General features: G+C 66.0%; 27 protein-coding genes and 1 tRNA gene. 15 read left to right on the forward strand and 13 right to left on the reverse strand.

The window, feature by feature from the left end; genetic code table 11:
• The first annotated feature begins 158 nt into the window (after window positions 1-158).
• The 6 genes from GEU84_RS08710 (at window position 159) to modC (ending at window position 5,059) form a co-directional block, all read left to right on the forward strand.
• On the forward strand, window positions 159-1,235 hold the full coding sequence (locus tag GEU84_RS08710; protein WP_174539576.1) for a Hint domain-containing protein: 1,077 nt from the start codon (window positions 159-161) through the stop codon (window positions 1,233-1,235).
• 101 nt (window positions 1,236-1,336) lie between these two features.
• On the forward strand, window positions 1,337-1,945 hold the full coding sequence (locus tag GEU84_RS08715) for a GcrA family cell cycle regulator (RefSeq protein WP_174539577.1): 609 nt from the start codon (window positions 1,337-1,339) through the stop codon (window positions 1,943-1,945).
• 84 nt (window positions 1,946-2,029) lie between these two features.
• Window positions 2,030-2,425 (forward strand): winged helix-turn-helix domain-containing protein, encoded by a 396-nt coding sequence (locus GEU84_RS08720; RefSeq protein ID WP_174539578.1) that lies wholly within the window; start codon window positions 2,030-2,032, stop codon window positions 2,423-2,425.
• Between the two features lie 66 nt (window positions 2,426-2,491).
• Complete coding sequence (gene modA / locus GEU84_RS08725) at window positions 2,492-3,253, forward strand: molybdate ABC transporter substrate-binding protein (RefSeq protein ID WP_174539579.1); 762 nt, start codon at window positions 2,492-2,494, stop codon at window positions 3,251-3,253.
• Window positions 3,254-3,257: 4 nt separating this feature from the next.
• Window positions 3,258-3,956, forward strand: a complete 699-nt coding sequence (gene modB / locus GEU84_RS08730) for a molybdate ABC transporter permease subunit (RefSeq protein WP_174539580.1) — start codon at window positions 3,258-3,260, stop codon at window positions 3,954-3,956.
• Complete coding sequence (gene modC / locus GEU84_RS08735; RefSeq protein WP_174539581.1) at window positions 3,953-5,059, forward strand: molybdenum ABC transporter ATP-binding protein; 1,107 nt, start codon at window positions 3,953-3,955, stop codon at window positions 5,057-5,059. The genes modB and modC overlap by 4 nt, the downstream gene beginning before the upstream one ends.
• A 32-nt stretch (window positions 5,060-5,091) precedes the next feature.
• Here modC and GEU84_RS08740 read toward each other — a convergent pair whose 3' ends face one another.
• From GEU84_RS08740 to GEU84_RS08755, 4 genes are read right to left on the reverse strand one after another with little or no spacing between them, the layout of a single operon-like run.
• Entirely contained in the window at window positions 5,092-5,796 is a 705-nt protein-coding gene (locus GEU84_RS08740) for a GntR family transcriptional regulator (RefSeq protein WP_174539582.1), read from the reverse strand.
• Window positions 5,797-5,798: 2 nt separating this feature from the next.
• Window positions 5,799-6,647, reverse strand: a complete 849-nt coding sequence (locus tag GEU84_RS08745) for an ABC transporter permease subunit (protein ID WP_174539583.1) — start codon at window positions 6,645-6,647, stop codon at window positions 5,799-5,801.
• Entirely contained in the window at window positions 6,644-7,474 is an 831-nt protein-coding gene (locus GEU84_RS08750; RefSeq protein ID WP_174539584.1) for an ABC transporter ATP-binding protein, read from the reverse strand. Before GEU84_RS08750 ends, GEU84_RS08745 begins: the two co-directional genes overlap by 4 nt.
• Window positions 7,474-8,505 carry an ABC transporter substrate-binding protein gene (locus GEU84_RS08755; protein WP_174539585.1) on the reverse strand — a complete coding sequence of 344 codons (1,032 nt, stop codon included), beginning with the start codon at window positions 8,503-8,505 and terminating at the stop codon, window positions 7,474-7,476. The genes GEU84_RS08750 and GEU84_RS08755 overlap by 1 nt, the downstream gene beginning before the upstream one ends.
• A 220-nt stretch (window positions 8,506-8,725) precedes the next feature.
• On the opposite strand from GEU84_RS08755, the gene GEU84_RS08760 reads away from it, so the two are divergent.
• The 4 genes from GEU84_RS08760 to GEU84_RS08775 are packed head-to-tail and all read left to right on the forward strand — an operon-like array spanning window position 8,726 to window position 11,728.
• Window positions 8,726-9,424, forward strand: a complete 699-nt coding sequence (locus GEU84_RS08760) for a fumarylacetoacetate hydrolase family protein (protein WP_174539586.1) — start codon at window positions 8,726-8,728, stop codon at window positions 9,422-9,424.
• Window positions 9,421-10,035: an RraA family protein gene (locus GEU84_RS08765; protein WP_338144775.1), complete on the forward strand. Its 615-nt coding sequence runs from the start codon at window positions 9,421-9,423 to the stop codon at window positions 10,033-10,035. The genes GEU84_RS08760 and GEU84_RS08765 overlap by 4 nt, the downstream gene beginning before the upstream one ends.
• Window positions 10,032-10,898: an NAD(P)-dependent oxidoreductase gene (locus GEU84_RS08770; RefSeq protein WP_174539587.1), complete on the forward strand. Its 867-nt coding sequence runs from the start codon at window positions 10,032-10,034 to the stop codon at window positions 10,896-10,898. Before GEU84_RS08765 ends, GEU84_RS08770 begins: the two co-directional genes overlap by 4 nt.
• On the forward strand, window positions 10,895-11,728 hold the full coding sequence (locus tag GEU84_RS08775; RefSeq protein ID WP_174539588.1) for a sulfite exporter TauE/SafE family protein: 834 nt from the start codon (window positions 10,895-10,897) through the stop codon (window positions 11,726-11,728). Before GEU84_RS08770 ends, GEU84_RS08775 begins: the two co-directional genes overlap by 4 nt.
• 31 nt (window positions 11,729-11,759) lie before the next feature.
• Here the strand turns inward: GEU84_RS08775 and GEU84_RS08780 are convergent, their stop codons facing one another.
• The 8 genes from GEU84_RS08780 to GEU84_RS08815 all read right to left on the reverse strand — a co-directional run bounded on the left by GEU84_RS08780 (window position 11,760) and on the right by GEU84_RS08815 (window position 20,008).
• Window positions 11,760-12,818, reverse strand: coding sequence for an ABC transporter ATP-binding protein (locus tag GEU84_RS08780; protein ID WP_174539589.1), 1,059 nt, complete (start codon window positions 12,816-12,818; stop codon window positions 11,760-11,762).
• On the reverse strand, window positions 12,815-13,642 hold the full coding sequence (locus GEU84_RS08785; RefSeq protein WP_174539590.1) for an ABC transporter permease subunit: 828 nt from the start codon (window positions 13,640-13,642) through the stop codon (window positions 12,815-12,817). The genes GEU84_RS08780 and GEU84_RS08785 overlap by 4 nt, the downstream gene beginning before the upstream one ends.
• Window positions 13,639-14,544 carry an ABC transporter permease gene (locus GEU84_RS08790; protein ID WP_217438542.1) on the reverse strand — a complete coding sequence of 302 codons (906 nt, stop codon included), beginning with the start codon at window positions 14,542-14,544 and terminating at the stop codon, window positions 13,639-13,641. The genes GEU84_RS08785 and GEU84_RS08790 overlap by 4 nt, the downstream gene beginning before the upstream one ends.
• 85 nt (window positions 14,545-14,629) lie before the next feature.
• Complete coding sequence (locus GEU84_RS08795) at window positions 14,630-15,736, reverse strand: ABC transporter substrate-binding protein (protein WP_174539591.1); 1,107 nt, start codon at window positions 15,734-15,736, stop codon at window positions 14,630-14,632.
• A 459-nt stretch (window positions 15,737-16,195) separates the two neighbouring features.
• Window positions 16,196-16,272 (reverse strand) — tRNA-Arg (locus GEU84_RS08800).
• 80 nt (window positions 16,273-16,352) lie between these two features.
• A complete protein-coding gene (locus GEU84_RS08805; RefSeq protein ID WP_174539741.1) occupies window positions 16,353-17,696 on the reverse strand; it encodes a sensor histidine kinase in 1,344 nt (447 codons plus the stop codon).
• A 156-nt stretch (window positions 17,697-17,852) separates the two neighbouring features.
• On the reverse strand, window positions 17,853-19,271 hold the full coding sequence (locus GEU84_RS08810; RefSeq protein WP_174539592.1) for a dihydrolipoyl dehydrogenase family protein: 1,419 nt from the start codon (window positions 19,269-19,271) through the stop codon (window positions 17,853-17,855).
• A 2-nt stretch (window positions 19,272-19,273) separates the two neighbouring features.
• A complete protein-coding gene (locus GEU84_RS08815) occupies window positions 19,274-20,008 on the reverse strand; it encodes a TVP38/TMEM64 family protein (protein WP_174539742.1) in 735 nt (244 codons plus the stop codon).
• A 327-nt stretch (window positions 20,009-20,335) separates the two neighbouring features.
• Between GEU84_RS08815 and rpmH the strand changes: the two genes are divergently transcribed.
• From rpmH to yidD, 3 genes are read left to right on the forward strand one after another with little or no spacing between them, the layout of a single operon-like run.
• Window positions 20,336-20,470, forward strand: coding sequence for a 50S ribosomal protein L34 (gene rpmH / locus GEU84_RS08820; RefSeq protein WP_008032609.1), 135 nt, complete (start codon window positions 20,336-20,338; stop codon window positions 20,468-20,470).
• A 26-nt stretch (window positions 20,471-20,496) separates the two neighbouring features.
• Window positions 20,497-20,961, forward strand: coding sequence for a ribonuclease P protein component (gene rnpA, locus GEU84_RS08825; RefSeq protein ID WP_174539593.1), 465 nt, complete (start codon window positions 20,497-20,499; stop codon window positions 20,959-20,961).
• Entirely contained in the window at window positions 20,958-21,221 is a 264-nt protein-coding gene (yidD, locus tag GEU84_RS08830) for a membrane protein insertion efficiency factor YidD (RefSeq protein WP_174539594.1), read from the forward strand. The genes rnpA and yidD overlap by 4 nt, the downstream gene beginning before the upstream one ends.
• Here yidD and GEU84_RS08835 read toward each other — a convergent pair.
• Window positions 21,206-22,882: a pentapeptide repeat-containing protein gene (locus GEU84_RS08835; RefSeq protein WP_174539595.1), complete on the reverse strand. Its 1,677-nt coding sequence runs from the start codon at window positions 22,880-22,882 to the stop codon at window positions 21,206-21,208. The two genes, yidD and GEU84_RS08835, sit on opposite strands and share 16 nt — an antisense overlap.
• A 99-nt stretch (window positions 22,883-22,981) precedes the next feature.
• Between GEU84_RS08835 and ttcA the strand changes: the two genes are divergently transcribed.
• The gene (gene ttcA / locus GEU84_RS08840; RefSeq protein ID WP_174539596.1) at window positions 22,982-23,857 is read left to right on the forward strand and encodes a tRNA 2-thiocytidine(32) synthetase TtcA; all 876 of its coding nucleotides are present in this window, start codon (window positions 22,982-22,984) and stop codon (window positions 23,855-23,857) included.
• Between the two features lie 76 nt (window positions 23,858-23,933).
• Window positions 23,934-25,466: a putative bifunctional diguanylate cyclase/phosphodiesterase gene (locus tag GEU84_RS08845; RefSeq protein ID WP_174539597.1), complete on the forward strand. Its 1,533-nt coding sequence runs from the start codon at window positions 23,934-23,936 to the stop codon at window positions 25,464-25,466.
• Window positions 25,467-25,531 lie beyond the last annotated feature (65 nt).

Consider the following 25,531-nt stretch of genomic DNA (forward strand, 5'->3'; position numbering starts at 1 on the left):
GCCCTGGCGCTGGCCCGCCACCCGTTGCCGCAGCGCCACAGCCCCGGACAGAGGCTGGGTCGCCGCAAAAATGCCGCAATTGGCGGCAACAAAGACGGCAAACGTGACGCCCGGTTTCCGGTGACGGCACAATCAAGAAACGTGATTGAGAGCGAGCGATGCCGAACAGCTGGAATGCCATTTATCTTGGCGTGCAGCCGCTTATTGACCCGGACGAGGGCAATTCACTGGCGGAGAATGCGCGGGCGCTGACAGAGCAGACCTATGGTTCGGCCAGCGACCCGTTGCTGAACCATATCGTTTTTGTCACCACCACCAATGTGGGCGGCGCGGCGGGGACGCTGGATCAGAACAACCAGAGATCCAGCGGCGGAGCCAATGACCAGATCACCTATGATCTGGGCTCGGGGCCGGTAACGCGCACTTTCGATGCCACCACCAGCTACAACGCCACGCTGAATTATGCCGATGGCACCAGCTATACCGGCGTTTTCGTCATCGCGCAGGACACTCTGGGCAACACGTTTCTGGTGCCGCAGATCAGTGCCGATGCCAACCAGGCGGCGCTGACGGCGCGGCCCATCGAGTCGATCCGGCTGAATTCGGTGAACACGTCGAATGCGTTGGGCCTGAACCAGAACCGCCAGACCACGAACTTTGTCACCTGCTTTGCGGCGGGCACGCGGATCGGCACACCGCAGGGCGAGGTGGCGATCGAGGATCTGCGGGCCGGAGACATGGTGCTGACTGCCGATGGCGGGCCGCGCGTGATCCGCTGGGCGGGCGCGCGGCGGGTGGAGGCGCGGGGGGCGCTGGCCCCGATACGCATCGCTGCGGGCACTTTGGGCAACCGGCGCGACCTGCTGGTGTCGCCGCAGCACCGGCTGCTGCTGTCGGGCTGGCGGGCGGAACTGCTTTTTGGTGCCGATGAGGTGCTGGTGGCCGCCTGTCATCTGGTGGATGACCGGCGCATCCGCCCTGCCCCGCAGGACCACATCACCTATCACCACCTGCTGTTCGACCGGCACGAGATCATCTTTGCCGAGGGCTGTGCGGCGGAAAGCTTCTTTCCCGGCGCGGTGTCGCTGACCCATTCCGATGCCGCGACGCAGGCCGAGATTCTGGCGCTGTTTCCCGAACTGGCCGAGGCCCCTGCCCGTTTCGGCCCCACCGCGCGCCGGGTGCTGCGCCGGGCCGAAGCGCGGGCCTGGCACGGATACCGCCCCGGGGCGTGAGCCTGCGCTTGATCTTCGGCCCTTGCGCTTGTATCTCAGACTGTCGCGTCTAGAATGACGCCGCTATTGCCTGCCATCGCAGGCCAACCCCGGAGTTTTGCATGTCCTGGACCGACGAGCGCGTCGAGACGCTCAAGAAGATGTGGGCCGATGGCCAGAGCGCCAGCCAGATCGCCAAGGAACTGGGCGGTGTGACGCGCAACGCCGTGATCGGCAAGGTGCATCGTCTGGGCCTGTCGAACCGCGTGGGCGGCATTCCGGGCAAGGATGACATCGAGGAAGAGGTGGCGCTGCCGCCGCTGCGCCCCGAAGTGGTGGCCAAGCCCGGCCCCGAGGCGACGCGCGCGCCCGAGCCGCGCCCTGTGCCCGAACGCCCGGCGGCCCCGGCGGCCGCTTCGCCCATCACCTCGGTGGCACCCATTCCGCTGCGCAAGGCGATCATCCCGGCGGGCCAGCCGCTGCCGCCGCAGCCTTCGGCCAACGAGATCAGCCCCGAGGCGCTTGCCTCGGTGCGCGAAGTGGAAAAGCGTGCCCGCCGCCTGACGCTGATGGAACTGACCGAACGCACCTGCAAATGGCCGATCGGCGACCCCGCGACCGAGGATTTCTGGTTCTGCGGTCTGCCCAGCCTGCCCGGCAAACCCTATTGCGAGGCGCATGTGGGTGTGGCCTTCCAGCCGATGAGCGCGCGGCGCGACCGGCGGCGTTAAAGCGCCCTTGCCTGACTGGCGGCGCAACGGGTTGCGCCGCATTCCGCGCTTGCATTGCCGCCCCCGGGGCGGAATGCTGGCGCGATGACGCCCCTGCCCCCCGACACCGATCCGGTTCCCCCCGATGACACGCGGCTGCGCCTGCGGCTGCTGTTTGGTGACAGCGCCATGCTGGGGCCGGGCAAGGCGGAACTGTTGGACCATATCCGCAGCGCAGGCTCGATTTCCGAAGCGGGGCGTCGGATGGGCATGAGCTACAAGCGCGCATGGTCGCTGGTAGCGGAAATGAACGCGGCCTTTGCCACGCCGCTGGTCCTGTCGGCGCGCGGCGGTGCCAGTGGCGGCGGGGCCGTGCTGACCGACACTGGTGCAGCGGTGCTGGGCCATTACCGGCGGCTGGAGGCGTTGCTGGCCGAACAGGGGGCTGCGGATATTGCCGCGATCCGCGCGCTGCTGCGGGATATGTCTGGTGAGAAATAACGCTTGCAGGGCATGGGGACTTGGGCTGATATGTTTCGCGAAACATATCGCACAGAGGATGCCGCCATGACCCGTCCGCCCCGCCGTATCGCCGCCCTTGCATCAGCCCTGCTTTTCGCCCTGCCGGTGCATGCGGGCGAGGTCACGGTCTTTGCCGCGGCCAGTCTGAAAACCGCGCTGGACCAGATTGCGGCGGGCTGGCAGGCCGAAACCGGCAACACCACTGTCATTTCCTATGGCGGCACCCCGCAACTGGCCAATCAGATCGAGGCGGGCGCACCGGCCGACATATTCGTGTCGGCGGCGGTGAACTGGATGGATGTGCTGGATCAGGCCGGGCTGCTGGTGCCGGGCAGCCGCCGCGACCTGCTGGGCAATACGCTGGTGCTGGTGGCGCATGGCGCTGCGGAACCGGTGGCGATTGGCCCCGGGTTTGATCTGGCGGGGCTGCTGGGGGGCGAAAAGCTGGCGATGGCGCTGGTTGATTCGGTGCCTGCCGGGGTTTATGGCAAGGGCGCGCTGGAAAATCTGGGCGTGTGGGCGTCGGTTGAAGGGCAGGTGGCGCAATCCGACAATGTGCGCGCGGCGCTGGCGCTGGTGGCGACGGGCGAGGCACCTTATGGCATCGTCTATGGGTCGGATGCGGTGGCCGAGGCGGGCGTGACGGTGGTGGGCACCTTTCCCGCCGACAGCCATCCGCCGATCATCTACCCCGCCGCGCTGATCGCCGGGCCAGACAAGCCCCAGGCGGCGGCGCTGCTGGATTACCTGTCATCCGACGCGGCCCGGGCGGTGTTCACCGCGCAGGGCTTTGCCGTGCTGCCGTGACCCGATGACCGACTGGCTGACCCCCGAGGAATGGCAGGCGGTTGCGCTGTCGCTGCGCGTGTCGTTCTGGGCGACGCTGCTGAGCCTGCCCATTGGCATCGCCACCGCCTATGCGCTGGCACGGGGGCGGTTCTGGGGGCGGCAGGTGCTGAACGGGCTGGTGCATCTGCCGCTGATCCTGCCGCCGGTGGTGACGGGCTATCTGCTGCTGGCGACTTTCGGGCGGCGCGGCACGTTGGGGGCGTTTCTGGAAAGCAGCTTTGGCCTTGTACTGGCCTTCCGCTGGACCGGGGCGGCGCTGGCCGCCGCTGTGATGGCCTTTCCGCTGATGGTGCGGGCGATCCGGCTGGCGATCGAGGCGGTGGACCCGCGGCTGGAACAGGCGGCGGGCACGCTGGGGGCCTCGCGCCCATGGGTTTTCGTGACGGTGACGCTGCCCTTGATCCTGCCGGGGATCATCGCCGGGGCGATACTGGCCTTTGCCAAGGCGATGGGCGAATTCGGCGCGACGATTACCTTTGTGTCCAACATCCCGGGCCAGACGCAGACCCTGCCCTCGGCCATCTACAGTTTCCTGCAGGTGCCGGGGGGTGAGCCGCAGGCGCTGCGGCTGGTGCTGATTGCGGTGGCGGTGGCGATGGTGGCGCTGCTGGCGTCTGAATGGGTCAGCCGGGCCGTGGCGCGGCGGATCGGTGGCGCATGACACTGTCGGTCAGCCTGCGGCACGGCTTTGGCAGCTTTGCGCTGGATCTGGCCTTTGAGGCGCCGCCGGGGGTGACGGTGCTGTTCGGCCGGTCAGGGTCGGGCAAGACATCGGTGGTGAATGCGGTGGCGGGGTTGCTGCGGCCCGATGCAGGGCGGATCAGCCTGGGCGACACGCTGCTGTGCGATACCACGCGGCGCATCCATGTGCCGCCGCACCGCCGCCGCATCGGCTATGTGTTTCAGGACGCGCGGTTGTTTCCGCATCTGACGGTGCGGGGCAACCTGCTGTATGGCCGCTGGTTCACGCAGCGCGCAACGGTGCCGCTGGATCATGTGGTTGACCTGCTGGGCATCGGCGCGCTGCTGGACCGCCGCCCCGGCGCATTGTCGGGCGGTGAAAAGCAGCGGGTGGCGATTGGCCGGGCGCTGCTGGCCGAGCCGCGCCTGTTGTTGATGGACGAGCCGCTGGCGGCACTGGACGAGGCGCGCAAGGCCGAGATCCTGCCCTATCTGGAACGGTTGCGCGACGAGGTGGCGGTGCCGGTGCTGTATGTCAGCCATGCGCTGGCCGAGGTGGCCCGGCTGGCAACAACGCTGGTGGTGCTGGAGGGCGGTCGCGTGACCCATGCGGGGCCCGCCGCAGCCCTGCTGGCCGATCCGGCGGCGGTGCCCGCGCTTGGCATCCGCGAGGCGGGCGCGGTGCTGGAGGCGCGGGTGGTGCGCCACGAGGCAGATGGGCTGACGCAACTGGCGGTCAGCGGCGGCACGCTGCTGCTGCCGCGCGTGGCAGCGGAACCGGGGGCGCTGCTGCGCATCCGCATCCATGCGCAGGATGTGATGCTGTCGCGCGCCCAGCCCGAGGGCCTTTCGGCGCTGAACATCCTGCCTGCGGTTGTCACCAGCCTGCGGCAGGGCGACGGGCCGGGGGCAATGGTGCAACTGCGCTGCGGGTCAGACCTGATCCTTGCCCGCATCACCCGCCGTTCCGCCACGGCGCTGGGGCTGGAACCGGGCGTGGCCTGCCATGCCGTGCTGAAATCGGTGGCCGTGGCGCAGGGTGATGTGGGCCGGGCAACGGATGCTGCACCGCGCGGCGGCTGAGGCGGGACCGGGCAGCGGGCGGGCCCCGTGCGCTATTGCGACCCCGGGGCGATGACGCCGCGCAGCCCTTCCAGCGTCAGGGTGTAATGGTCCTGCAAAAGGCGGCAGGCGCGGTCGGCGTCGCGGTCTACCACGGCGGCCAGCAGCGCCTCGTGTTCTGCCGCCGCCCCTTGCCGCCGCAACAGGCTGGGGTGAACGTTCATCGACAGGCTGCGATAGCGCACCGCCTGATCCATCATGGTGGAACAGAACCCCAGCAGCCAGCCCGACCCGCAACGATCCAGCAGCAGCAGGTGAAATTCCTTGTGCCGCAGTTCCCATTCCTCGGAAATCTCGCGCCCTGCCTCGGATGGCAGGCGGCGCTGCGTGCGCGCCAGCCGGTGATAGGCCAGCACAAGCTGTTCTTCCCAAGCCTCGTCATGGTTCTGGATCGATTCGCGCAGCGCCAGCGTTTCCAGCCAGATGCGGGTCTTGACCAGTTCCTCCAGCGCCGTCATGGAAATTTCGGCAACAAAAAAGCCGCGCTGGCTTTTGCGGGCAACCAGACCTTCGGATGACAGCCGGTTGAGCGCCTCGCGCACCGGGGCGCTGCCGATGCGGTAGCGTTCGGAAATCGCCTCGATCTGCAATTTCTCGCCGGGAAACAGCTCGCCGTTCAGGATGTCGCGGCGGATCAGCTCATGCGCCTGTTCCGAAAGGTTCTTGCTGTCGCCCAGCGACTTGTCGGTGGCATTCATGCCTAGCCTACTCCACCCGGCCGGTCGGCCTTGTTCCAGAACACCAGCCGTTTCTGCAACCAAGCGACGGCAAAGAAAAGGGCAAGACCCAAGAGGCTGAGATAAAGGATCAGCGCGAATACCCGCGGCGTGTCAAGCGTGCTGGCTGACTGGCGGATCAGCGCGCCAAAGCCCTGACCGCCGCCCAGAAACTCGCCGGTAATGGCCCCCGCCATGACCCCGACCGAGGCGATTTTCAGCCCGGTAAACACATGTGGCAGGCCGGTGGGCAGTTTCAGGCGCAGCAGCGTCTGCATCCGGCTGGCCCCCATGGCCTTGAACAGCATCCGCTCGTTTTCCGAGGCGGCATAAAGCCCTGCGGCGGTGGACACGACGATGGGAAAGGTGGCGATAAACGCGGCAAGTGCGACCTTTGACGCGATGTCAAAGCCCAGCCAGGCAATGAACAGCGGCGCGAAGGCCACTTTGGGCATGGTGTCGATGGCCACCAGATAGGGCATCACCGCGCGTTCGCCGAACTTTGTCTCGCCCACCAGCACGCCCAGCGAAAAGCCGATGACAATTGCGATCAGGAAAGCCCAGAACACCGTGCGCGTGGTCGTCCACAGCGCATCCAGCATATAGCCGCCCGTCAGCAGGTTGTGGCCCACAAAGATCAGGTCGGCCAGCGTTTCGGCGGGGCTGGGCAAGATGATGGGCGACACCCAGCCCGTGCGCGCTGTGGCCAGATCCCATATCGCAATCACGATGGCGGCCAGCACCAGCATCGCCACCCAGCGGGGGATACGGTCGATCAGCGCCTCGTGTTCCACCCAGACGGTATCGGCATTCGGATCGGGGGTTGCGGTCACTGGAAAGCCTCCTTGCCCAGAAGATCGCGGATATGGGCGACGATTTCGCCAAACCGGGGGGTGTTGATCATGTCCAGCGTGCGGGGGCGCGGCAGGTCGATCACGATTTCCTCGACGATGCGGCCCGGGCGGGGTTTCATCACCAGAATGCGGTCAGACAGGATTACGGCCTCGGCCAGCGAATGTGTGACCAGAAAGGCGGTGGATTGCTGCTCGGCGCAGATGCGCTGCAATTCCATGTTCATGAAATCGCGGGTCAGTTCGTCCAGCGCCGAAAACGGCTCGTCCAGCAGCAGCACGGCGGGGTTGGAAATCAGCATGCGGCAGATCGAGGCGCGCTGCGCCATGCCGCCCGACAATTCGCCGGGGTAGACATGGCCGAAATCGCCCAGACCCACCAGTTTCAGCAGATCCATCGCGCGGGGAACCGCGGCCCTGGCCGCCGCCCTGCCCTGCCGGATCTCGATGGGCAGGATGATGTTTTCGACGGTGGTTTTCCAGGGCAGCAGCGTGGCCTGTTGAAACATCATGCCGATGTCGTCGCGCGGGCCGGTCACGGGCCGGCCCTCCAGCACCACGCGGCCGGTTGTGGGCGGCAAGAGCCCCGACATGATCTTCAGCAATGTCGATTTCCCGCAGCCGGATGAACCGACGACCGACACGAATTCGCCCTTGTGCAGTGTCAGGCTTACATCGGTCAGCGCGGTCAGGCGGTTGCGGGCATAGGTTTTCGACAATCTGGCGATCTCGTAGACCGGCCGCCCCGCGTAGTCAGAAGCGGGGGCAGCCGGGCCTGCGGTCAGGGGTCGGGGCTCTGCCATGGTCATCAGGCGTTCCAGCCGGCCACGAACTCGTTCGAATAGACGGCGGCCAGATCGGGCAGCGCCTCTGGCAGCGCACCCGAGGCGACGGCGCTGTCGTGGATGGCCTGCCAGTGTTCCGGCGGCTGATAGCCATAACCCTGGCCGATGAAGGCCTCGGTCGGGGTCATGCGCACAACGACGCCGTCATAAAGCGAGGCGGCATAATCCTGCTCGGCTTCCTGCGGATTGCCGACGGCGCAATGGGCCAGCGCCTTTTCCTTGTTGGCCGGATCGGTGGCAAAGCGCATGCCGCGCACCATGGCCTTGCCGAATTTGGGCGCAAGGTCGGGCGTGGCCGCCATCTGGCTTTCCAGCATGGCGATACCGTTGCCGAAAAAGCCCAGATAGGCCTCGGGCGTGATTTCGCGCAGGGTCAGGCCGCGCGAGGCGAGAATCGCCGCGTCCGACACCGCACCGGCATAGGAGCCCACCTCGTCACGCATGAAGCCCACGGCTGCCGTGCCGCCGTCACCTACGGGCAGGAAGGTGTAATCGGTGCCCTCGACCATCCCCAGATCGGTCATGATCGCCTTGGTGAACGACACTTCGGCACCATCTGCCGTGCCCACGCCGATCACCGTGCCCTTGAGGTCGGCAGGCGTCTGGGCGGGGCTTTCATCCTTCACCAGAATGCCGAACACCGAACGGGGGTAGAGGTTGTAAAGGAATTTCACATCCACGCCGCGCGACCGTGCGCCCAGCGTCGGCCCCGGCCCGGGTGCGCCGATCTGCGCCTGGCCCGCCGACATCGCCTGCAACACCGCCGAGGATCCGTCGATGGCCTCCAGCCGCATATCAAGGCCCTCTTCGGCAAAATAGCCTTCGCCCACCGCTACCCAGTAGGGCAGCCATGTCAGCGCCGAGGGGTTGGGCACCGCAAAGGTCACAGCGGTCTGCGCGCGCAGGATCGACGGCGCGCCGAGGGTAAGGCTTGCCGCCCCGCCCGCCGCCAGTAGCCCGAAGCTCCGGCGGGTCAGTCTGGTCGTGTTGGTCATCGTGAACATCCTCCCTGTTGCCGCGACCAGCCCGCGTCATTTTTTCCCGGCGCGTGACTGGCCCTTGCACCACGCTATACGATTCGTTCTGGAAATCAAAAAAATATATGAAACGACTCAAAACATCATTTCGTATCTTGATCTGCGGGCCGAACCGGGAAATCCTGCCCCCAGACTCGCAGCGCCCGGGCGACCCGCCCGGCCCAACAGGAGACACCCCATGGCGGCCTATGCCCTGACACCACCGGCGCAAGCCCATCTGGACATCACCGGCACGGATGAGAAATTTCCCGTTCGCCGCATCTATTGCATCGGCAAGAACTATGTCGCCCATATCATCGAGATGAACGCGGATGAGCGTGACCCGCCGGTGATCTTCATGAAACCCACCGACGCCATCGTGAAGAACGGCGGCGAGATTCCCTATCCGATCTTCACCACCAACTTTCATTATGAATGCGAACTGGTGGTGGCGCTGAAATCGGGCGGCTACAACATTCCCGTGGCCGAGGCGTCGGACCATATCTATGGCTATGCCATCGGGCTGGACATGACACGGCGCGACCATCAGGCCGAGGCGCTGGCCAAGGGCCTGCCCTGGGAAGTGACCAAGGGCTTTGACCATTCCGCCCCCATCGGCCCGATCACCCGGGCCAGCGATTGCGGCATCCTGACATCGGGCCATGTGCGTCTTGTGGTGAATGGCGCGGTGAAACAGGATGCCGACATTTCGCTGATGATCTGGAAGGTGGACGAGATCATCTCGAAACTGTCCGAACAGCACCGCCTGATGCCGGGCGACATCATCATGACCGGCACGCCTGCCGGCGTGGGGGCCGTCGTGACCGGCGATGTGCTGGACTGCAGCATGGACGGGGTGGAGCCGATGCAGGTCCGCATCGGTGACAGGGCGGCGTGAGCACGGCCGACCTTCTGGCCCATGGCACGGCCACGCTGGGCGAGGCGTGGCCAGCCACAGGCATCATGGATGCGCCGCTGAAGGCGCTGGCACCCGGCATGGCGCTGGCGGGGCCTGCGCTGACGGTGCGCTGCCTGCCCGGCGACAATCTGGCGCTGCATCTGGCCATGGCGCAGGCCCGGGGCGGCGAGGTGTTGGTGGTGGATTACGGCGGCAGTCTGGCCAGCGGCCCGTTCGGCGAGATCATGGCGCTGGCCTGCCAGCAGCGCGGTATTGCGGGCATGGTGATTGACGGCGCGGTGAGGGATTCTGCGCAGATCGCGGCGCTTGGCTTTCCGGTGTTCGCGCGCGGGCTGAACATCCGCGGCACTGTGAAACGCGACCGGGGGCAGATCAATGTGCCCGTCACCATCGGCGGCCTTGCCATCGCGCCGGGCGACATCGTGCTGGCCGATGCCGATGCCATCGTGACGCTGGCGGCGGATGACCTTCCCGCCGCCCTTGCCGCCGCAGCGGCACGCGCCGCGCGCGAGGCGGTGATCATGGACCGGCTGCGGCAAGGCGAAACCACGCTTTCCATCCTCGGGCTGAATGACGGAGACAGGACATGACCCACAGCATCGGCATTGCCGGCACCGGGCGGATGGGCACCGCCTTTGCCCGCCGCCTGATCGAAACCGGCCACAGCGTGAAGGTCTGGAACCGCAGCCCCGAACGGCTGGCCGCCGCCGTGGCTGCGGGGGCCATGGCGACTGACATCGCCGGGCTGGCGGCCTGCGACACCGTGCTTTTGTCGCTGACCGATGCCGCAGCCTCGGGCGCGGTGCTGGGCCAACTGGCGGCGGCAGGCATCGCCGGGCGGCTGGTGATCGAGATGTCAACGCTGCTGCCCGAGGGCGCGGATGCGCTGGCGGCCACAGCCGCCGACGCCGGGGCGGATTTCCTGCATTGCCCGGTGGGCGGCACCGTTGCCCCGGCGCTGAAGGGGCAATTGCTGGGCCTGGCCGGGGGCAGCGCCGCCGCGTTTGAGCGGGCGCGGCCCGTGCTGGCCGATCTGTGCCGCCGGGTGGAGCATCTGGGAACGCCGGGGGCCGCCGCGCGGATGAAGCTGGCGGTGAACCTGCCGCTGGCCATCTACTGGCAGACCCTGGGCGAAAGCCTGGCGCTGCTGCGCGGCGCGGGTGTGCCGCATGATCTGGCAATAAGCCTGATGGCCGACAGTTCCGCTGGGCCGACTGTGTTGAAAAACCGTGCGCAGGTGGTGGTCGATACGCTGAACGGCAGCGACCAGCCGGGAACCTTCGACATCGCCGGGCTGATGAAGGATCTGCGTCTGGCGCTGGATCTGGCCACGGCCGAGGGCGCGGCCCTGCCGGTGGCCGCTGCCGCCGAACCCGGCTACCGTGCGGCGCTGGATGCGGGTCTTGGCGGGTGTGACGGGGCCAGCCTGACGCGCCTGGCATCCGGGGCATGACCGATCTGCTGGATCCGGCCACGCTTTTGCCGATGATCGGGGCGCTGGCACTGGCCGGGGCGCTGCTGGGCTTTCTGGCCGGGCTGTTCGGCATCGGCGGCGGGGCCATATCGGTGCCGGTGTTCTACGAGATGTTCCAGACGCTTGGGCATGCGCCCGATGTGGCGATGCCGCTGGCGGTGGGCACCTCGCTGGCCGTCATCATCCCCACCTCGATCCAGTCATCGCGAGGCCATTTCAAGCGTGGCACGGTGGATATGGATCTGCTTCGGGTCTGGGCGCTGCCGGTGCTGGCGGGGGTGGTTCTGGGGTCGGTCATCGCGCGTTATGCCGAACCGCAGGTGTTCCAGCTGGTCTTCATGGTGGTGGCCGCCGTGAATGCGGCAAAGCTGCTATCGGGCGGTGCGGGCTGGCGGCTACGTGACAACCTGCCGTCACGCGGCGCGCTGCGGCTTTATGGCGGCGGCGTGGGGCTGGTGTCGGCGCTGATGGGCATTGGCGGCGGTGCGGTGTCGAACCTGATACTGACGCTGCACAATGTGCCGATCCACCGCGCGGTATCCACCGCTGCGGGCGTGGGCGTGCTGATCGCCATTCCGGGCACGCTGGGCTATATTGCGGCAGGCTGGGGGCGGCCCGGTCTGCCGCCCGATGCCATCGGTTTCGTGTCGCTTGTCACCTTTGCGCTGACGATCCCCACGTCGCTGCTGACCACGCGCTTTGGCGTGGCACTGGCGCACCGGCTGTCGCGCAAGCATCTGGAGCGCGCGTTCGGCCTGTTTCTGTTGGCGGTCTGCCTGCGGTTCCTGTGGGCCATACTGGCGCAGTAGACCGCTATGGCAGCGGGGGAACCACCCCCGGTCAGGCCGTCAGTTCGAACATGTCACGGCTGGCCGCATGTGCGGTGGCACGTGCGCCGACCGCAGGCGGAACCAGATCGGGGCTGTTGAACATGTCAAAGGATATCGCCTCGCCACCCACATCCATGCGGATGCGGATCACCGATCCCATGAAGTTCACGCTTTTCACCAGACCGTCAAAGGCGACATCCCGCCCTTCGGACGGGCGCAGCGACAGCGCCTCGGGGCGCAGGGCCAGCGACAGGTTGCCATCGGCATCCGCCGTGCGCACCGGCTGGGCCAGTTGCACCGAAGTGCCTGCAACCGTCACGGTCTGCGGCTGGCGCTCCAGCCGCGCGCGCAGCACGTTCAGCGTGCCAACAAAGCCCGCCACAAACCGGGTGCTGGGCCGGTTGTAGATCTCGGACGGGGTGCCGATCTGGTCGGCGCGCCCGCCGTTCATCACAACGATCCGGTCAGAAATCGACATCGCCTCTTCCTGGTCATGCGTCACGAAAACCGTGGTTATGCCCAGCCGGCGCTGGATATCGCGGATCTCCTCGCGCAGGCTGACGCGGATCTTGGCATCCAGCGCCGACAGGGGCTCATCCAGCAGCAACACCTGCGGTTTCGGGGCCAGCGCGCGGGCCAGCGCCACGCGCTGCTGCTGGCCACCCGACATTTCATAGGGATAGCGTTCGGCCAGATGCGACAGGCCGATCAGGCCCAGCATTTCCTGCACCCGCGCCTCGGTTTCCGCCTTGCCCAGACCGGCGATCTTGAGGCCAAACGCGATGTTGCCCGCCACATTCATGTTGGGAAACAGCGCATAGGCCTGAAACACCATGCCGATGCGCCGCTTGTTGGGGGCAAGGTCGGTAACATCGCGCCCGTCGATGGTGATCTTGCCCGAGGTCGGCCGTTCAAACCCGGCGATCATGCGCAGCACGGTCGTCTTGCCGCAGCCTGACGGCCCGAGGAAGGACACGAACTCGCCCTTTTCCACGGCCAGATCAAAGCCCTTGACGACGGTATTGGTCCCGAAGGTCTTGACGGCGTTGGTGATCGACAGAAAGCTCATGCTGTGGTCCTTTGGGCGGGGCGGGAGGTCAGGCGGGGGAACCACCGCTGGCCGGGTTTCCGGGTGGCAAAGACCTGCATCAGCACCATGCAGCCCCAGGTGAAACCGAATGACATGATGGCCAGTGCCGCAGGCTCGTAGGCGCGGTCCTGCCCCAGTTGCACCAGATAGGGGCCAAAGGCCGGGCGGTTCAGCAGGCTGGCCAGCACGAATTCGCCCAGCGAGATCGAGAAGGTCAGGAACGCGCCCGATATGATGGCGGCGCGCACATTGGGAAAGATCACCGTCGCGATGGTGCGCAGCCGCGATGCGCCCAGGCTTTCGGCGGCCTCGGTCAGGGTGGCGATGTCGATCACCGCCAGGCCGTTGTCCACCGCGCGGAACATGTAGGGCATCGACAGCACGACATAGCCCAGCACCAGCAGCATATCGGTTCCGGCGGTTGTCGTGGTCAGCGGCAGCCATGAGTTCGAGCCGAACAGCCGGATGTAGCCGAACACCAGAACCACCGGCGGCACGACCAGCGGCAGCAGGCTGATGAATTCGACCACCGGGCGCAGGCGGGGCACCTTGAGCCGCACCCAATAGGCGGTCGGCACGATGATGACCGCGCCGATCAGGATGGCCACCAGCGATGCGATGGTGGAATAGGTGATCGTGGTCAGAAACTCGGCGCTGTTGAAGACCGAGGCATAGGCGGCAAAGCCCAGTTCGCCCCGCGTCATCTTCAGCGAGAAGTAGAATGTGGCGATCAGCGGCACGACAAAGAACGACGCCGCAAACAGCGCGGTCAGAACGGGCACCACGGGAAAGGATTTTTTCATTTCTGCCACCGTTCGGCGCGGCTGCGCAGGATCAGATACAGCGTGTTCGACACGCCCATGATGACCACCATCCCCAGCGCCAGCGCATAGCCCAGGTTGGGGTTGTAAAGCACGTTGCCCCGGATCTGCTGGAACAGCACGATCGGCACCACATCGAACCCTGATCCCATCAGCGCGTAAACCGTGGCCAGCGTGCCGAAGGCATTGGCAAACAGCAGCAGGAAACAGCCCAGAATGGTGGGGGCCAGCACCGGCAGGCCAATCAACTGCCAGTATTGCCGCCGGGTGGCACCCAGAATCTCGGCCGCCTCGCGCCATTCCTTCTTCAGCCCGTCCAAAGCGGGGGCGATGATCAGGAACATCAGCGGCAACTGGAAATACAGATAAACCAGCGACAGGCCAAAGAACGAGAACAGGTTGAACCCGCTGGCATAAAGGTTGATGCCGAACAGGTCGCGCAGCAGCACCGTCACCAGCCCCAGCCGCCCCAGCGTGGCGATGAAGGCAAAGGCCAGCGGCACACCGGCAAAGTTGGATGCGACGCCGGAAAAGGTGGTGAACGCGCCGCGCACCCAGGCCGGCAAGCCCCCCAGAATGACGGCCTGCGCCAGCAGCAGCCCGGCCACGGCCCCCATCGCGGCGGACAGCAGGCTCAACCGGATCGACAGCGAAAAGCTGGCCACGATATTGGGGCTGCCAAGGGCAATGATATTGTCAAAGGTGAATGCGCCTTCGGTGTTCTGGAACGCGCCACCCACCAGGTAAAGCACCGGCCCGATCAGGAACAGAAACGCAAACAGAAAGAACGGGGCAACCCCCAGCCAGTTCCAGTTCACGCGCCCCAGACGCCCGGCGCGCGGCAGGGACGGCCCAAGATCGGCACGGGGGGCGGCGACATCCATGGTCATGGTTCGGTCTTTCGGCAATGCGCCATAAAAAGCGGATGCCGGCGCTGTGCCGGCATCCACGGGTTCAGGTCGGATGCGCTCAGTTCGCGCCCATTTCGGTGGCCCAGGTATCGGCGACCACGGCCTTGGCGGCCGATTGTTCGTCCAGCGTCGGGAAGATCGCCTTGGCATAGGCATCGGCCGGGGGCAGCTTGGCCATCATGTCGGCCGGGATCACGCCGCGGGCGACCATGTCATTGAAGCGGATCGGGTGGCAGTAGCCCGCCAGCCAGCCCAGTTGGCCCTCGTCCGAATACAGGTATTCCATCCACAGTTTCGCTGCGTTCGGGTGCGGAGCATAGGCCGAAATCGCCTGCACATAGACGCCCGCGATCACACCGTCAGACGGGATCACGACATCCATCGGCGGGTTGCCGGCCAGCTTGTCGCGCATCGCCAGAACGTTGTAATCCCAGTCGAACATGATCGGCGTCGTGCCTTGGGCAAAGTTCTGGGCCGAACCGCCCACGTCAACGAAATTGCCCGCTTCCTTCAGCGCCTTCAGATAGGCGATGCCGGCGGTGGCGGTTTCAGCGCCGCCCTTGCCGCCTTCGGCCGTGCCTGCCGCATAAAGCGACATCATCGACGAGTTGCCGGTGCGCGGGTCGCCCGGGATGGCCACCATGGCAGCGTATTTCGGGTCTTTCAGATCGGCAAAGCTGGTGGGCGATGCGTCGGTCACGACATCCTTGTTCACGGCCATCGCCAGAACGCCGTAGTAGTCGCCGTACCAGTAGCCTTCGGCATCCTTGGCATCATCCGGGATCGAATCCCAGGTGGAGACTTTGTAGGGCTGGATCAGGCCTTCGGCCTTGGCAGCCGGGCCGAACGACAGGCCAACGTCCAGAACGTCGGGGGCCTGCGGGCCGGTGTTGCCCTTGTTGGCCTTCACGGCCTCGAGCTCGTCAGCCGAACCCGCGTTCGGGTTCAACTCGTTGACCTCAATCCCGTATTTCGCCTTGAAGGCTTCGATGACGGCGCCGTAATTGCACCAGTCATGCGGCAGGGCGATGGTGGTCAGCGACCCTTCGGCCTTGGCTGCGGCGATCAGCGCATCCATGTCAACGGTCTGCGCCTGTGCAACGCTGCCCATGGCCAGCGCAACGGCGGTCGTTGTGCAAAGAAACTTCACAGTGTTCGATGTCATTTGTTTTTCCCGGTAAGCCCCCGATCATTGGTCGGGGCGTGCGCTCACTCCATAGGGCGAAGATGTTGCGGTTCCGTGACGGTCCGCGGCCCTTGCGTCAAGCTGCGGATAGCGGCACGGATCGCGCTCAACCTGCGGGCGCAAAGGCGGTTCAGCCCTTGCGCGAACTGCCCTGATTGGCGCCAGAGTTGGGGCGGCAAAATGCGATGTTCATCACCGGCAGAAATCCTGGCGATGCCGTGGAAAACGCAGCGATGCGCGCGATGCCCGCGCAGATCAGCCAGTGATGCGGCGGGCCTGGCGCGACAACTTTGGCGCGACGCCGAAATGACCCAGGCAACGCCGCGAACAGCCCCGGATCAAGGTCATCATCGAGAAACACGGCAGCTGCCACGCGCGCGGCGCAACAACACCTGCCCCCCGCAGGGACGCGCCATCAAGCAGATATCAAAAGAGAAGTGGTGCACCCGGAGCGATTCGAACGCCCGGCCCTCAGATTCGTAGTCTGATGCTCTATCCAGCTGAGCTACGGGTGCAGTGGGGGCGATTTAGCGGCACCACCCGGGCAATGCAAGGGGCAAAACGCAGGTTTTCGCGGCAGCATGGGCGGGCGGGGTCATTCCACCTCGGCCAGCCCCTCGCTTTTGGGCAGGCGGATCAGGAATTCCGTGCCATCGGCATCGGACCGCAGCAGGTCCAGCCGCCCGCCATGACCGCGCACCAGCTCGGCGGAAATTGCCAGCCCCAGCCCCGAGCCGCCCTTGCGCGCGCCGCCCTGAAACGCCGTGAACAGATGTTCGCGCGCGCGGGGCGGCAGGCCCGGCCCGGTATCGCCCACGCGGATGCACCAGTCGGCCTCATCCTCCATCCCGGCAATCTCGATGCTGCCGGGCTGGCCGGTGGCGGTGATGGCTTGATGCGCGTTGCGTGCAAGGTTGGCCAGCACACGGTAAAGCTGCTCGCTGTCAGCGCGGATCATCATGCCCGGCGGCACGTCGATCAGGAAGGTGACGGCAGAGCCTTCGGCCAGCGATTCGCCCTCGGCCACCTCTTCGGCCAGACGGCGCAGGGGAAAGCGGGTCAGGCGCGGGCGGGGCTCTTCGGCCTTGCCAAAGGCCAGGGTCGTTTCGCACAGGTTCACCGCGCGGCTGATCGAATTCACCAGCTTGGGCGCCGCGCGCGCCACCACCGGATCGGCGCTGGCCCCGATACGGTCGGCGAAAAGCTGCGTCGTGGTCAGGATGTTGCGCAGGTCATGGCTGATCTTGGCCACCGCCCCGCCCAGCTGGGCCAGCCGTTCCTTTTGCCGCAGCGCGCCGGTCAACTGCGTCTGCATCATCTGCAACGCCTCTTCGGCATCGCGCAATTCCTGCACCCGCGCGGTGGGGGTGATGACGCGGCGGGCATCCTCGGGCGCTTCGGCGTAGGATGACATGTGCCGCACCACGCGGCGGATCGGCAGCACAATCAGGCGGCGCGCGGCAAAGAACAAAAGCGCCGCCGTCACAACCGAGATCAGCGCCGACAACAGCAGGATGCGCAGCCCGTATTTCAGCATCTCTGTCCGCAACGGCCCGGTCTCCATCGTCACTTCGATCAGCAGGCCCGCCTGCTGCACCGGGCTGCCGATGACGCGGATCACCCGGTTTTCCGGGTCCAGCAGCACGGCCAGCGCATCACGGGTCAGCCCGAAGGCCCCGGCCATGCGCAGGTCATGTGTGGCATGGATCGGCGCGGGAATCGGCGATGACAGCACAAGCTGGCGCACCTCGTCGCGCCTGAGCACCACGTTGAACACCTGCGCATTGGCCAGCAACTCGGCCTCCAGCTCCGGCATGATCATGTCATCGGTGGCCAGCAGCGCCAATGACGCGATCTGCGCCTTCTCCAGCCGCAGGGCCAGATAATCCTCGCGGAACCGCGCGATGGAGGGCACGAAGATCAGCACTTCGGCCAGCATGACAAACACGACCGTCAGCAGCAGGAACCGTCCCGACAGTGTGTTCAGAAAGCTCCACCGGCTGCGCCGCACTGTGTCGTCCCTCTTTCCAGAGCCAAATATCCCCGGGGGGTCCGGGGGGCAGGCAGCCCCCCGGCGCTGTCCCGGGGGCACCACCTAGGGCAGGTAGCGCTGCACCAGCCCCACCACCCGCTTGACCATGGGGTTATCAAACAGTTTGGGGGAAAAATAGGCCCCAGCCGCGCGTTTCGACACTTCGCCCAGCGTGGGATAGGGGGCCACCATGCCCGCGACCGCGCTCATCTTCAGCCCAGCCGAAATCGCCAGCGCCCAGAGGCCGATCAACTCGCCCGCCTGCGCCCCGGCGATGGATGCGCCCACGGGGCGGCCTTTGACCACCATCACCTTGATCAGCCCTTCGGTCTTGCCCTCGGCCTGCGCGCGGTCATTGTGGTGATAGGCGTGGCGCACCACGGTCAGCGCCGCACCATGGGCCTTTTTCGCCTCGGCCTCCGTCATTCCTACCTGCGCCAGTTCCGGGTCTGTGTAGGTGGCCCAGGGGATATGGCTGGTTTTCATCTTTGACTGCAGGCCGAACAGGATCGACCGTATCGCCACGCCCGCATGATAGCCTGCCATATGCGTGAATTGCAGCCCGCCCGCCGCATCTCCCACCGCATAGATCCGCCGGTTCGACGACCGCAGATCGGCCCCCACCGTCACACCCCGGCGGGTATGGGCCACGCCTGCCGCCTCAAGGTTCAGCTTGTCCAGCGCCACCTGGCGCCCCACGGCCATCAGCAGATGCGAGCCTGTGACGCTGCGGCCGTCCTTGATCGACACCTCCACGCCGGTTTCCGTCCGGGCAAGCCCCGACACCGGGGCATCCTCGATGATCTGCACGCCTTCGGCGCGCAACCGGGCCAGCACCACGGCGGCCATTTCCGGGTCGTCGCGGCCCAGCGCCTTTGCCCCCTCGATCACCGTCACGCGGCAGCCCAGCCGGTGGTGCGCCTGCGCCATTTCCATGCCGATCGGGCCACCGCCGATGATGATCAGGTGTTCCGGCTTGTCCCGCAGGGCAAAGATGGTCTCATTGGTCAGATAGGGCACATCCTCCACCCCCGGTATCGGGGGCACGAAGGGGCGTGATCCTGTGGCGATGACAAACCGCCGCGCGGTGATCACATGGCCCCCGGCCTCCAGTTCCGTGGGGGATATGAACCGGCCCCAGGCCTGCACCACCCGCACGCCCAGCCCCGTGAACCGTTCCACCGAATCGAGCGGGGCAATGGCGGCGATCACCCGGTCCACGTGATCCTTCACCGCCGCGAAATCGACCTGCGGCTGCATAGGCGCGACACCGAACGGCGCACCGCTGGTCATGGCATGGGCGTGTTTGGCCGCCGCGATCAGCGCCTTTGACGGCACGCAGCCCGCATTCAGGCAATCGCCGCCCATTTCACCGCCCTCGACCAGCACCACTTTTGCGCCCATCTGCACCGCACCTGCGGCCAGCGACAACCCGCCCGAACCGCCGCCGATGATGCAGATATCCGTCTTGATCCGGTCCATGGTCAGCGATCCTTCTTGCGCAGGGCTTTGATCACGATGGGCAGGGCCGACAGCGCGGCCAGACCCAGTATCGGCCCCAGCACCTGCGGGGCAAAGATGATGCCCAGATCCGGGGCCTCGCCGCGCGCGAACACCTCGCCCAGACCCGAGCCGACGGATGTGAACACCAGCGTTCCGGGCATGATGCCGAAAAACGTGGTGATGGCAAAACGCTCCAGCCGCACGCCAAGGAAGGCGGGGATCAGATTGGCCAGAAAGAACGGCAGCACCGGCACCAGCCGCATCATGAACAGCACCGACCATTCGTTGTCCTGAAGGCCCGCCTGAAGTCTTGCCACCGTGCCGCCACGTTCCTTCAGGCTTTCGGCGAAACGCGCGCCAAAGCCGCTGCGCGCCGCCATGAAGATCGCCACCGCACCGATGGTGGCACCCAGCACGTTGTAAAGCACGCCGGGAAACAACCCGAACAAGAACCCCCCGGTCAGCGTGGCCACTGCGGCCCCCGGCAGGCTGAACCCCACGATCAGCACATAGGCCAGCACGAAACCGCCCGCCGCCAGCAGATAGTTGGCATCGCGGAAGGCCAGCAGCGCCTCGCGGTTTTCAGCCAGCGCGGCGAAACCCAGATGGTCGCGCAGAAGGAATGCACCCAGCACGGCCGCAGCCAGGATCACAAGGATCGGCAGTTTGCGGGCGAGGGCCGAAGACGTGGGGCCCGGGGGCGAGGAGTTCGACATGTCAGTCACCTGCTTCTCCTGAAATCAGACGCCCGCTCAGGGCCTTGCCGGCCAGACCATGCGCGATGCCGCACCCCGCGCGATAGGCCGCTCACGCCGCCTTGATAGCGCGCGACCGCAAGCGTGTGCAGAAAGGCCATGCGCAGAAAAGGTTGAAACATATCGCCCAAGGTGTAACGAAAAATCGGGCTTTCGCGCGCGATATGTTGCAGGAAATGTTGCGCAGCCGAATTGACTTGGGCGGAATGCGCCCGTAAAGACCGGGCTTCGAATAAAGCTGCCGTCGAATCCGGTCGGATTTAGGCTGGCCGTCTGATGGAGTTAGCGATGAAGCGCACTTTTCAACCGTCGAACCTGGTTCGCGCCCGCCGTCACGGGTTCCGCGCCCGTATGGCCACCAAAGGCGGCCGTCTGGTGCTGGCCGCCCGCCGCGCCAAGGGCCGCAAGAAACTGTCGGCCTGATCCGGTCTCCCGCAAGGGATGATGCGATGACACCGCCGGAGGCCGGGGCAACAGGCAGCGATGCCGGGTCTGCCGCAGTGCCACCGGCGGTTTCAGTTTGCGCGGATGGTGCGGCAGTTCGCCCCGCGACCGAGGTTCTGAAGAAACGCGCGGATTTTCTGCGTGCTGCTTCCGCGCGCAGGCAAGGCACACCCGGCTTTCTGGTGCAGGCCCGGCGGCGCGATGATGGCGAGCCGCTGATCCGCATAGGTTTCACCTGTTCCAAGAAAATCGGCAATGCCGTGGCCCGCAACCGCGCCAAGCGGCGGCTGCGCGAGGTGGCCCGCGCCGTGCTGCCGGTGCAGGGCCTGCCCGGCTGGGATTACGTGCTGGTGGGCCGCCCCGGTGCCACGATAGAGCGGCCCTATGCCGCCCTGCTGACCGATCTGGCGCAGGCGTTGCGCCAGATACACAGCGCCGCCCCCCAACCCCCGCGCCCGCGCAAGCCATGACCCCGCTGGCGCATATTCTGGCCCTGCCGGTGCGCGCCTACCGTCTGCTGCTGTCGCCCTGGGTGGGCCATGGCTGCCGGTTTCAGCCCACATGCAGCGCCTATGCCCTGGAGGCGCTGGAACGGCATGGCGCGCTGAAAGGCGGGTATCTGACCGCGCATCGCCTGTGCCGCTGCCATCCCTGGGGCGGGCAGGGCTATGACCCGGTTCCCGGCTCCGAGTGCACGCCCGCCCCGCCGCCAGATCAGTCAAACGGCTGAATGCGCACCAGACGGAAGGCCGGGGCGCTGTCCGTGGCCGCATCGACATCCGATTCGTAAAGCGTCAGGTAGACGATGTTGATCGCCATCAGGTCGGCGCGCGGCAGCGGCTCCATCCGGTAGCGTTCGGGCAGAAAGCTGCCCGGGGCAGCCTTGGCCGCCAGATCGGCGAGGAAACTTTCGCCAAACACCACCGCACCATCCAGATCGGCGGATTTCATGTCGGCGCCGGTAAAGTCGGGGGCCAGCAGCACTGCGCCCCGCAAGGTTGCAGCCGCCAGTGTCGCCCCCGCGAAATTGGCCCGCAGCAGCAAGGCCCCGTCAAGATTGGCAGCCAGCATGGTGGCATTGCTGAAATCGGTATCGAAAATGGTGGAGCCTGAAAAATCAGCCCCCGACAGAAAGGTGGAATAGGGCGCGCTTTCCGCCAGATAGGGGTCGCGCACCCGTTCGGCCGTCACGGCGGCAAAGGTGGAGGATTTGATGGTGCTGGAGCGGAAACGCGCGTTTTCCAGCATCGCGCCGCCCAGATCGGCCCCGGTGATGTAGCTGCCGGAAAAATCGGCATAGCTCAGCCGCCCGCCCATCGCGGTCAGCAGTTGGATCTCGGCATCGGCCATCACGGCGAAGGACAGATCAAGGCCGATGAAATTCAACGGCTCCAGATTGCGCAGGCCCGCCCCCATCAGCACCGACAAGAGCTGCCCGCGTTCCGGGCTGGCCGGGCGGTCCACCAGAATGTTTTCGGGGCCGTCCTCCTTCCAGCCATAGTAATCGGCCATCCGTGCATAGGTATCGGGCAGGTCGGCCCTGCGCCGCTTCATCGCCTGGCGCATCTTGTCGCTGTAATCCTGCGTGCGCACGCCAAGGTCCAGATAACGGTAGGGCTGGGTGGCCCGCGACAGCGAGGTGATGCGCAGCATCAATGCACTGGAGAGATCCTCGGCAAAGATCACGTTGAAAAGGTTCGGGCTTTTCTGGCCCGTTTCAGCCTGAAGCGCGGCATTCGCCGTGTCGATATGTTCGCCCAGTGCGGCGGCGATGCTGGTTATTTCTACCGCCAGGGCCGCGTTGCGCGACGCCTCGGCCAGTTGAACATCCTGCGTCAGAAGGGTGGTCTGTTCCTGAATGCGGACGTTCTGCTCCTCCAAGAGATCTGACTGTTCTTCAAGCAATTGGTTTTGCTTGAACAGCAAGGCGGTGCCCGCCAGCGCCGCCATGGCCGCGATCAGCGCGGTCAAGGATGCGATGACCCAGCGGCGCATCGCCACCCAGGAATAGCGCGCCAGAACCAGGCTGACCAGATCGCGGGCGGCATCGGTGGCCCCCGACGGATCACGCTCGATGGCGCGCTCGGCCACCTTGGCCAAGGGTCGCGCGAAACTTTCCAGCTGCGTTTCGGCATGGCCGAACACCCGGCGCAACAGCGGGCGGCGCAGGATGAACAGCAGCATCCCCAGCAGCGTGACCACACACAGCGCCGACAGGAACACCACGACGATGACGGCAGCACTGTCTTCTAGAAAGCCAAAGCCGGAAAAGGCAATCAGGATCCCCGCTGCGATGCCGAAACCGAACACCAGGATCGACATGGCCGCCGACCCCCCCACCCCTGAGGGCACGCGCGGCTCGGGTGGCGGGCTGTGTTCCGCAGGCTCCATTTCGGCTCGTTTCCTTCCCTGCATCCGGCAGACTTGACGATGGCAAAGCGGGTTCTTTATGGCAATCCCCATCAACTTCCCCGCCGCGAAGGCCAGGCCATGCTTGACGACGAAGCCATACACCCGCTGTTCCACGGCGCCCCGGCCACCGACGATTTCCGCAAGCTGCGCAAGCGGCTGGTGCGCGACGTGCGGGCGGCAATCGACACCTACGGCATGGTGCAGCGCGGCGCGCGCTGGCTGGTGTGCCTGTCGGGCGGCAAGGACAGCTATACCCTGCTGGCCGTGCTGCATGAGTTGAAGTGGCGCGGCCTGCTGCCGGTCGATCTGCTGGCCTGCAATCTTGATCAGGGGCAGCCCGGCTTTCCCGCCACGGTCCTGCCAGAGTTTCTGGCCAGCCGGGGCGTGCCGCACCGCATCGAGTATCAGGACACCTATTCCATCGTGATGGACAAGGTGCCCGCCGGACAGACCATGTGCGCGCTGTGTTCCCGGCTGCGGCGCGGCAACCTTTACCGCATCGCGCGGGAAGAGGGTTGCTCGGCGGTCGTGCTGGGCCATCACCGCGATGATATTCTTGAGACTTTCTTCATGAACCTGTTTCATGGCGGGCGGCTGGCCACCATGCCGCCCAAGCTGGTGAACGAAGAGGGCGACCTGTTTCTTTACCGCCCGCTGGCCTTTGTGGCCGAAGCCGACTGCGCGGCTTTTGCCAGTGCCATGAACTATCCCATCATCCCCTGCGACCTGTGCGGGTCGCAGGACGGGTTGCAGCGCCAGCAGGTCAAGGCGATCCTCGACGGGTGGGAGGCGCGCAGCCCGGGCCGCCGTCAGGTGATGTTCCGCGCGCTGATGAATGCGCGGCCTTCGCATCTGCTGGACCCCGCCTTGTTCGACTTTGCCGGGCTGGCGATCCGCCCGCATGAGCCCACGGCAATTGATGAAAATCCGCCGCAACTTGCGGGTGAAAATTAACGATCCGCACAGCGGCGCGCCCTATTCTGCGCGGGTCCGGGGCATCAGGCCCCATGCTGACAGCGGGGCAGGCAGAATGGCGAGTGACGGGTTGGGGCGGGCATTGCAGCGGCTGGGGGCACGGCTGCGGCAGCCCGAGATGATGGTTTTCCTGCCCGCGACCACGCTGGCGGCCTTCTGGTGGGGGGGCGAGCCTGCGCTTATACTTGCGGCCCTTGGGTTGCCGCTGGTTTTTGTGCTGCTGGGCGCGTTCCGCTGGGATGCCGATGACCCTGCGCATCTGGCGGAACATGCCGGTGGTCTGGCGCTGCGGCCCCAGATCATCAGCGCGCTGGACGTGGTTTTGCAGGACAGTGCCACCACCGGCAAGACCACCGCCTGTCTGGTGGTGCAGTTCGACGATGCCGCCGTGCTGCTGGACCGGCACGGGCGCGCGGCCCAGACCGAGGTGCTGCTGCGCAGTGCCGAACGCATCTGCGCGGCCCTGCGGCAGGGCGATACCGTGGCCCGGCTGGAGGGTGGCGGTTTCGCCATCGCCCTGGCCGAGGTGCGGCGGATGGATCTGGAAACGCTGGTGCAACTGGCCGCGCGGCTGCAATCGGCGCTGGCCCCCCCCATCAGCATCGACGCGGCACGGTTGTATATCACCTGCTCCATCGGCTTTTGCCTCGGCGCGCGCGCGCCCACGGGCCGCGCCCTGCTGGATGCAGCACAGGTCGCGGCGGATGAGGCGCTGCGCAATGGCCCCGGTGCGATCCGCGCCTATGCGCCCGACATGGCGCGCAAACGCGCCGACCGCGACGCCTACCGCGAGGTGCTGGAGATTGCGCTGGACCATGGCGAGATCCGCCCGCATTTCCAGCCGCAGATCAGCACCGATACCGGAACGATCTCGGGGTTCGAGGCACTGGCGCGTTGGCACCACCCCGAACGCGGTCTGGTGCCGCCCGCCGAATTTCTGGATGCGATCGAAGAGGCGGGCCTGTCGGAACGTCTGGGCGAGGTGATCCTGTATCACGCGCTGACCGCACTGGTGCGCTGGGACAAGGCAGGGTTCCGGGTGCCGCGCGTGGGGGTGAATTTCTCGGCCGCCGAATTGCGCAACCCCAAGCTGGCGGAAAAGCTGAAATGGGAGCTGGACCGTTTTGACCTGACCCCCGACCGGCTGGCGGTGGAAATTCTGGAAACCGTGGTGGCCGACACCGACAATGACGTGATCGTGCACAACATCGCGGCGCTGGCCCGGCTGGGCTGCGGCGTGGATCTGGATGATTTCGGCACCGGCCATGCCTCGATCACCAATATCCGACGCTTCACCGTGCGCCGGCTGAAGATCGACCGCAGTTTCGTGACCCGGGTAGACGAAGACCGCGAACAGCAGAAAATGGTGGCGGCCATCTTGTCGCTGGCCGAACAACTGGAACTGGAAACGCTGGCCGAGGGGGTGGAGACACCTGGTGAACATGCCATGCTGGCGCAACTGGGCTGCGGGCATGTGCAGGGTTTTGGCATCGCGCGCCCGATGCCGTTCGACGACACCTTCGACTGGATCAGCGGCCACCGCGCGCGCCAGATGGCAACGCCCAAGATCGGGCACAAGGCGCGGTAGGATGCAGATCAGTCCAGCGGCAGCAGAAGGGGTCAACAGCCTGACGCGCAAAGGCAGGCCCAATT

It is taken from the genome of Fertoeibacter niger (genome assembly GCF_009380135.2).
Classification (GTDB): Bacteria; Pseudomonadota; Alphaproteobacteria; order Rhodobacterales; family Rhodobacteraceae; genus Fertoeibacter; species Fertoeibacter niger.

Bases quoted from the DNA above. Each gene is read 5' to 3' on its own strand.
- rnpA (WP_174539593.1), top strand. From the start codon at position 20,497: ATGACACCGCCGGAGGCCGGGGCAACAGGCAGCGATGCCGGGTCTGCC.
- GEU84_RS08740 (WP_174539582.1), bottom strand. From the start codon at position 5,796: ATGAATGCCACCGACAAGTCGCTGGGCGACAGCAAGAACCTTTCGGAA.
- yidD (WP_174539594.1), top strand. From the start codon at position 20,958: ATGACCCCGCTGGCGCATATTCTGGCCCTGCCGGTGCGCGCCTACCGT.
- GEU84_RS08710 (WP_174539576.1), top strand. From the start codon at position 159: ATGCCGAACAGCTGGAATGCCATTTATCTTGGCGTGCAGCCGCTTATT.
- GEU84_RS08775 (WP_174539588.1), top strand. From the start codon at position 10,895: ATGACCGATCTGCTGGATCCGGCCACGCTTTTGCCGATGATCGGGGCG.
- GEU84_RS08815 (WP_174539742.1), bottom strand. From the start codon at position 20,008: ATGTCGAACTCCTCGCCCCCGGGCCCCACGTCTTCGGCCCTCGCCCGC.
- GEU84_RS08780 (WP_174539589.1), bottom strand. From the start codon at position 12,818: ATGAGCTTTCTGTCGATCACCAACGCCGTCAAGACCTTCGGGACCAAT.
- ttcA (WP_174539596.1), top strand. From the start codon at position 22,982: ATGCTTGACGACGAAGCCATACACCCGCTGTTCCACGGCGCCCCGGCC.
- modC (WP_174539581.1), top strand. From the start codon at position 3,953: ATGACACTGTCGGTCAGCCTGCGGCACGGCTTTGGCAGCTTTGCGCTG.
- modA (WP_174539579.1), top strand. From the start codon at position 2,492: ATGACCCGTCCGCCCCGCCGTATCGCCGCCCTTGCATCAGCCCTGCTT.
- GEU84_RS08805 (WP_174539741.1), bottom strand. From the start codon at position 17,696: ATGCTGGCCGAAGTGCTGATCTTCGTGCCCTCCATCGCGCGGTTCCGC.
- GEU84_RS08810 (WP_174539592.1), bottom strand. From the start codon at position 19,271: ATGGACCGGATCAAGACGGATATCTGCATCATCGGCGGCGGTTCGGGC.
- GEU84_RS08760 (WP_174539586.1), top strand. From the start codon at position 8,726: ATGGCGGCCTATGCCCTGACACCACCGGCGCAAGCCCATCTGGACATC.
- GEU84_RS08715 (WP_174539577.1), top strand. From the start codon at position 1,337: ATGTCCTGGACCGACGAGCGCGTCGAGACGCTCAAGAAGATGTGGGCC.
- GEU84_RS08720 (WP_174539578.1), top strand. From the start codon at position 2,030: ATGACGCCCCTGCCCCCCGACACCGATCCGGTTCCCCCCGATGACACG.
- GEU84_RS08790 (WP_217438542.1), bottom strand. From the start codon at position 14,544: ATGGATGTCGCCGCCCCCCGTGCCGATCTTGGGCCGTCCCTGCCGCGC.
- GEU84_RS08770 (WP_174539587.1), top strand. From the start codon at position 10,032: ATGACCCACAGCATCGGCATTGCCGGCACCGGGCGGATGGGCACCGCC.
- modB (WP_174539580.1), top strand. From the start codon at position 3,258: ATGACCGACTGGCTGACCCCCGAGGAATGGCAGGCGGTTGCGCTGTCG.
- GEU84_RS08795 (WP_174539591.1), bottom strand. From the start codon at position 15,736: ATGACATCGAACACTGTGAAGTTTCTTTGCACAACGACCGCCGTTGCG.
- GEU84_RS08845 (WP_174539597.1), top strand. From the start codon at position 23,934: ATGGCGAGTGACGGGTTGGGGCGGGCATTGCAGCGGCTGGGGGCACGG.
- GEU84_RS08835 (WP_174539595.1), bottom strand. From the start codon at position 22,882: ATGGAGCCTGCGGAACACAGCCCGCCACCCGAGCCGCGCGTGCCCTCA.
- rpmH (WP_008032609.1), top strand. From the start codon at position 20,336: ATGAAGCGCACTTTTCAACCGTCGAACCTGGTTCGCGCCCGCCGTCAC.
- GEU84_RS08785 (WP_174539590.1), bottom strand. From the start codon at position 13,642: ATGAAAAAATCCTTTCCCGTGGTGCCCGTTCTGACCGCGCTGTTTGCG.
- GEU84_RS08750 (WP_174539584.1), bottom strand. From the start codon at position 7,474: ATGACCATGGCAGAGCCCCGACCCCTGACCGCAGGCCCGGCTGCCCCC.
- GEU84_RS08755 (WP_174539585.1), bottom strand. From the start codon at position 8,505: ATGACCAACACGACCAGACTGACCCGCCGGAGCTTCGGGCTACTGGCG.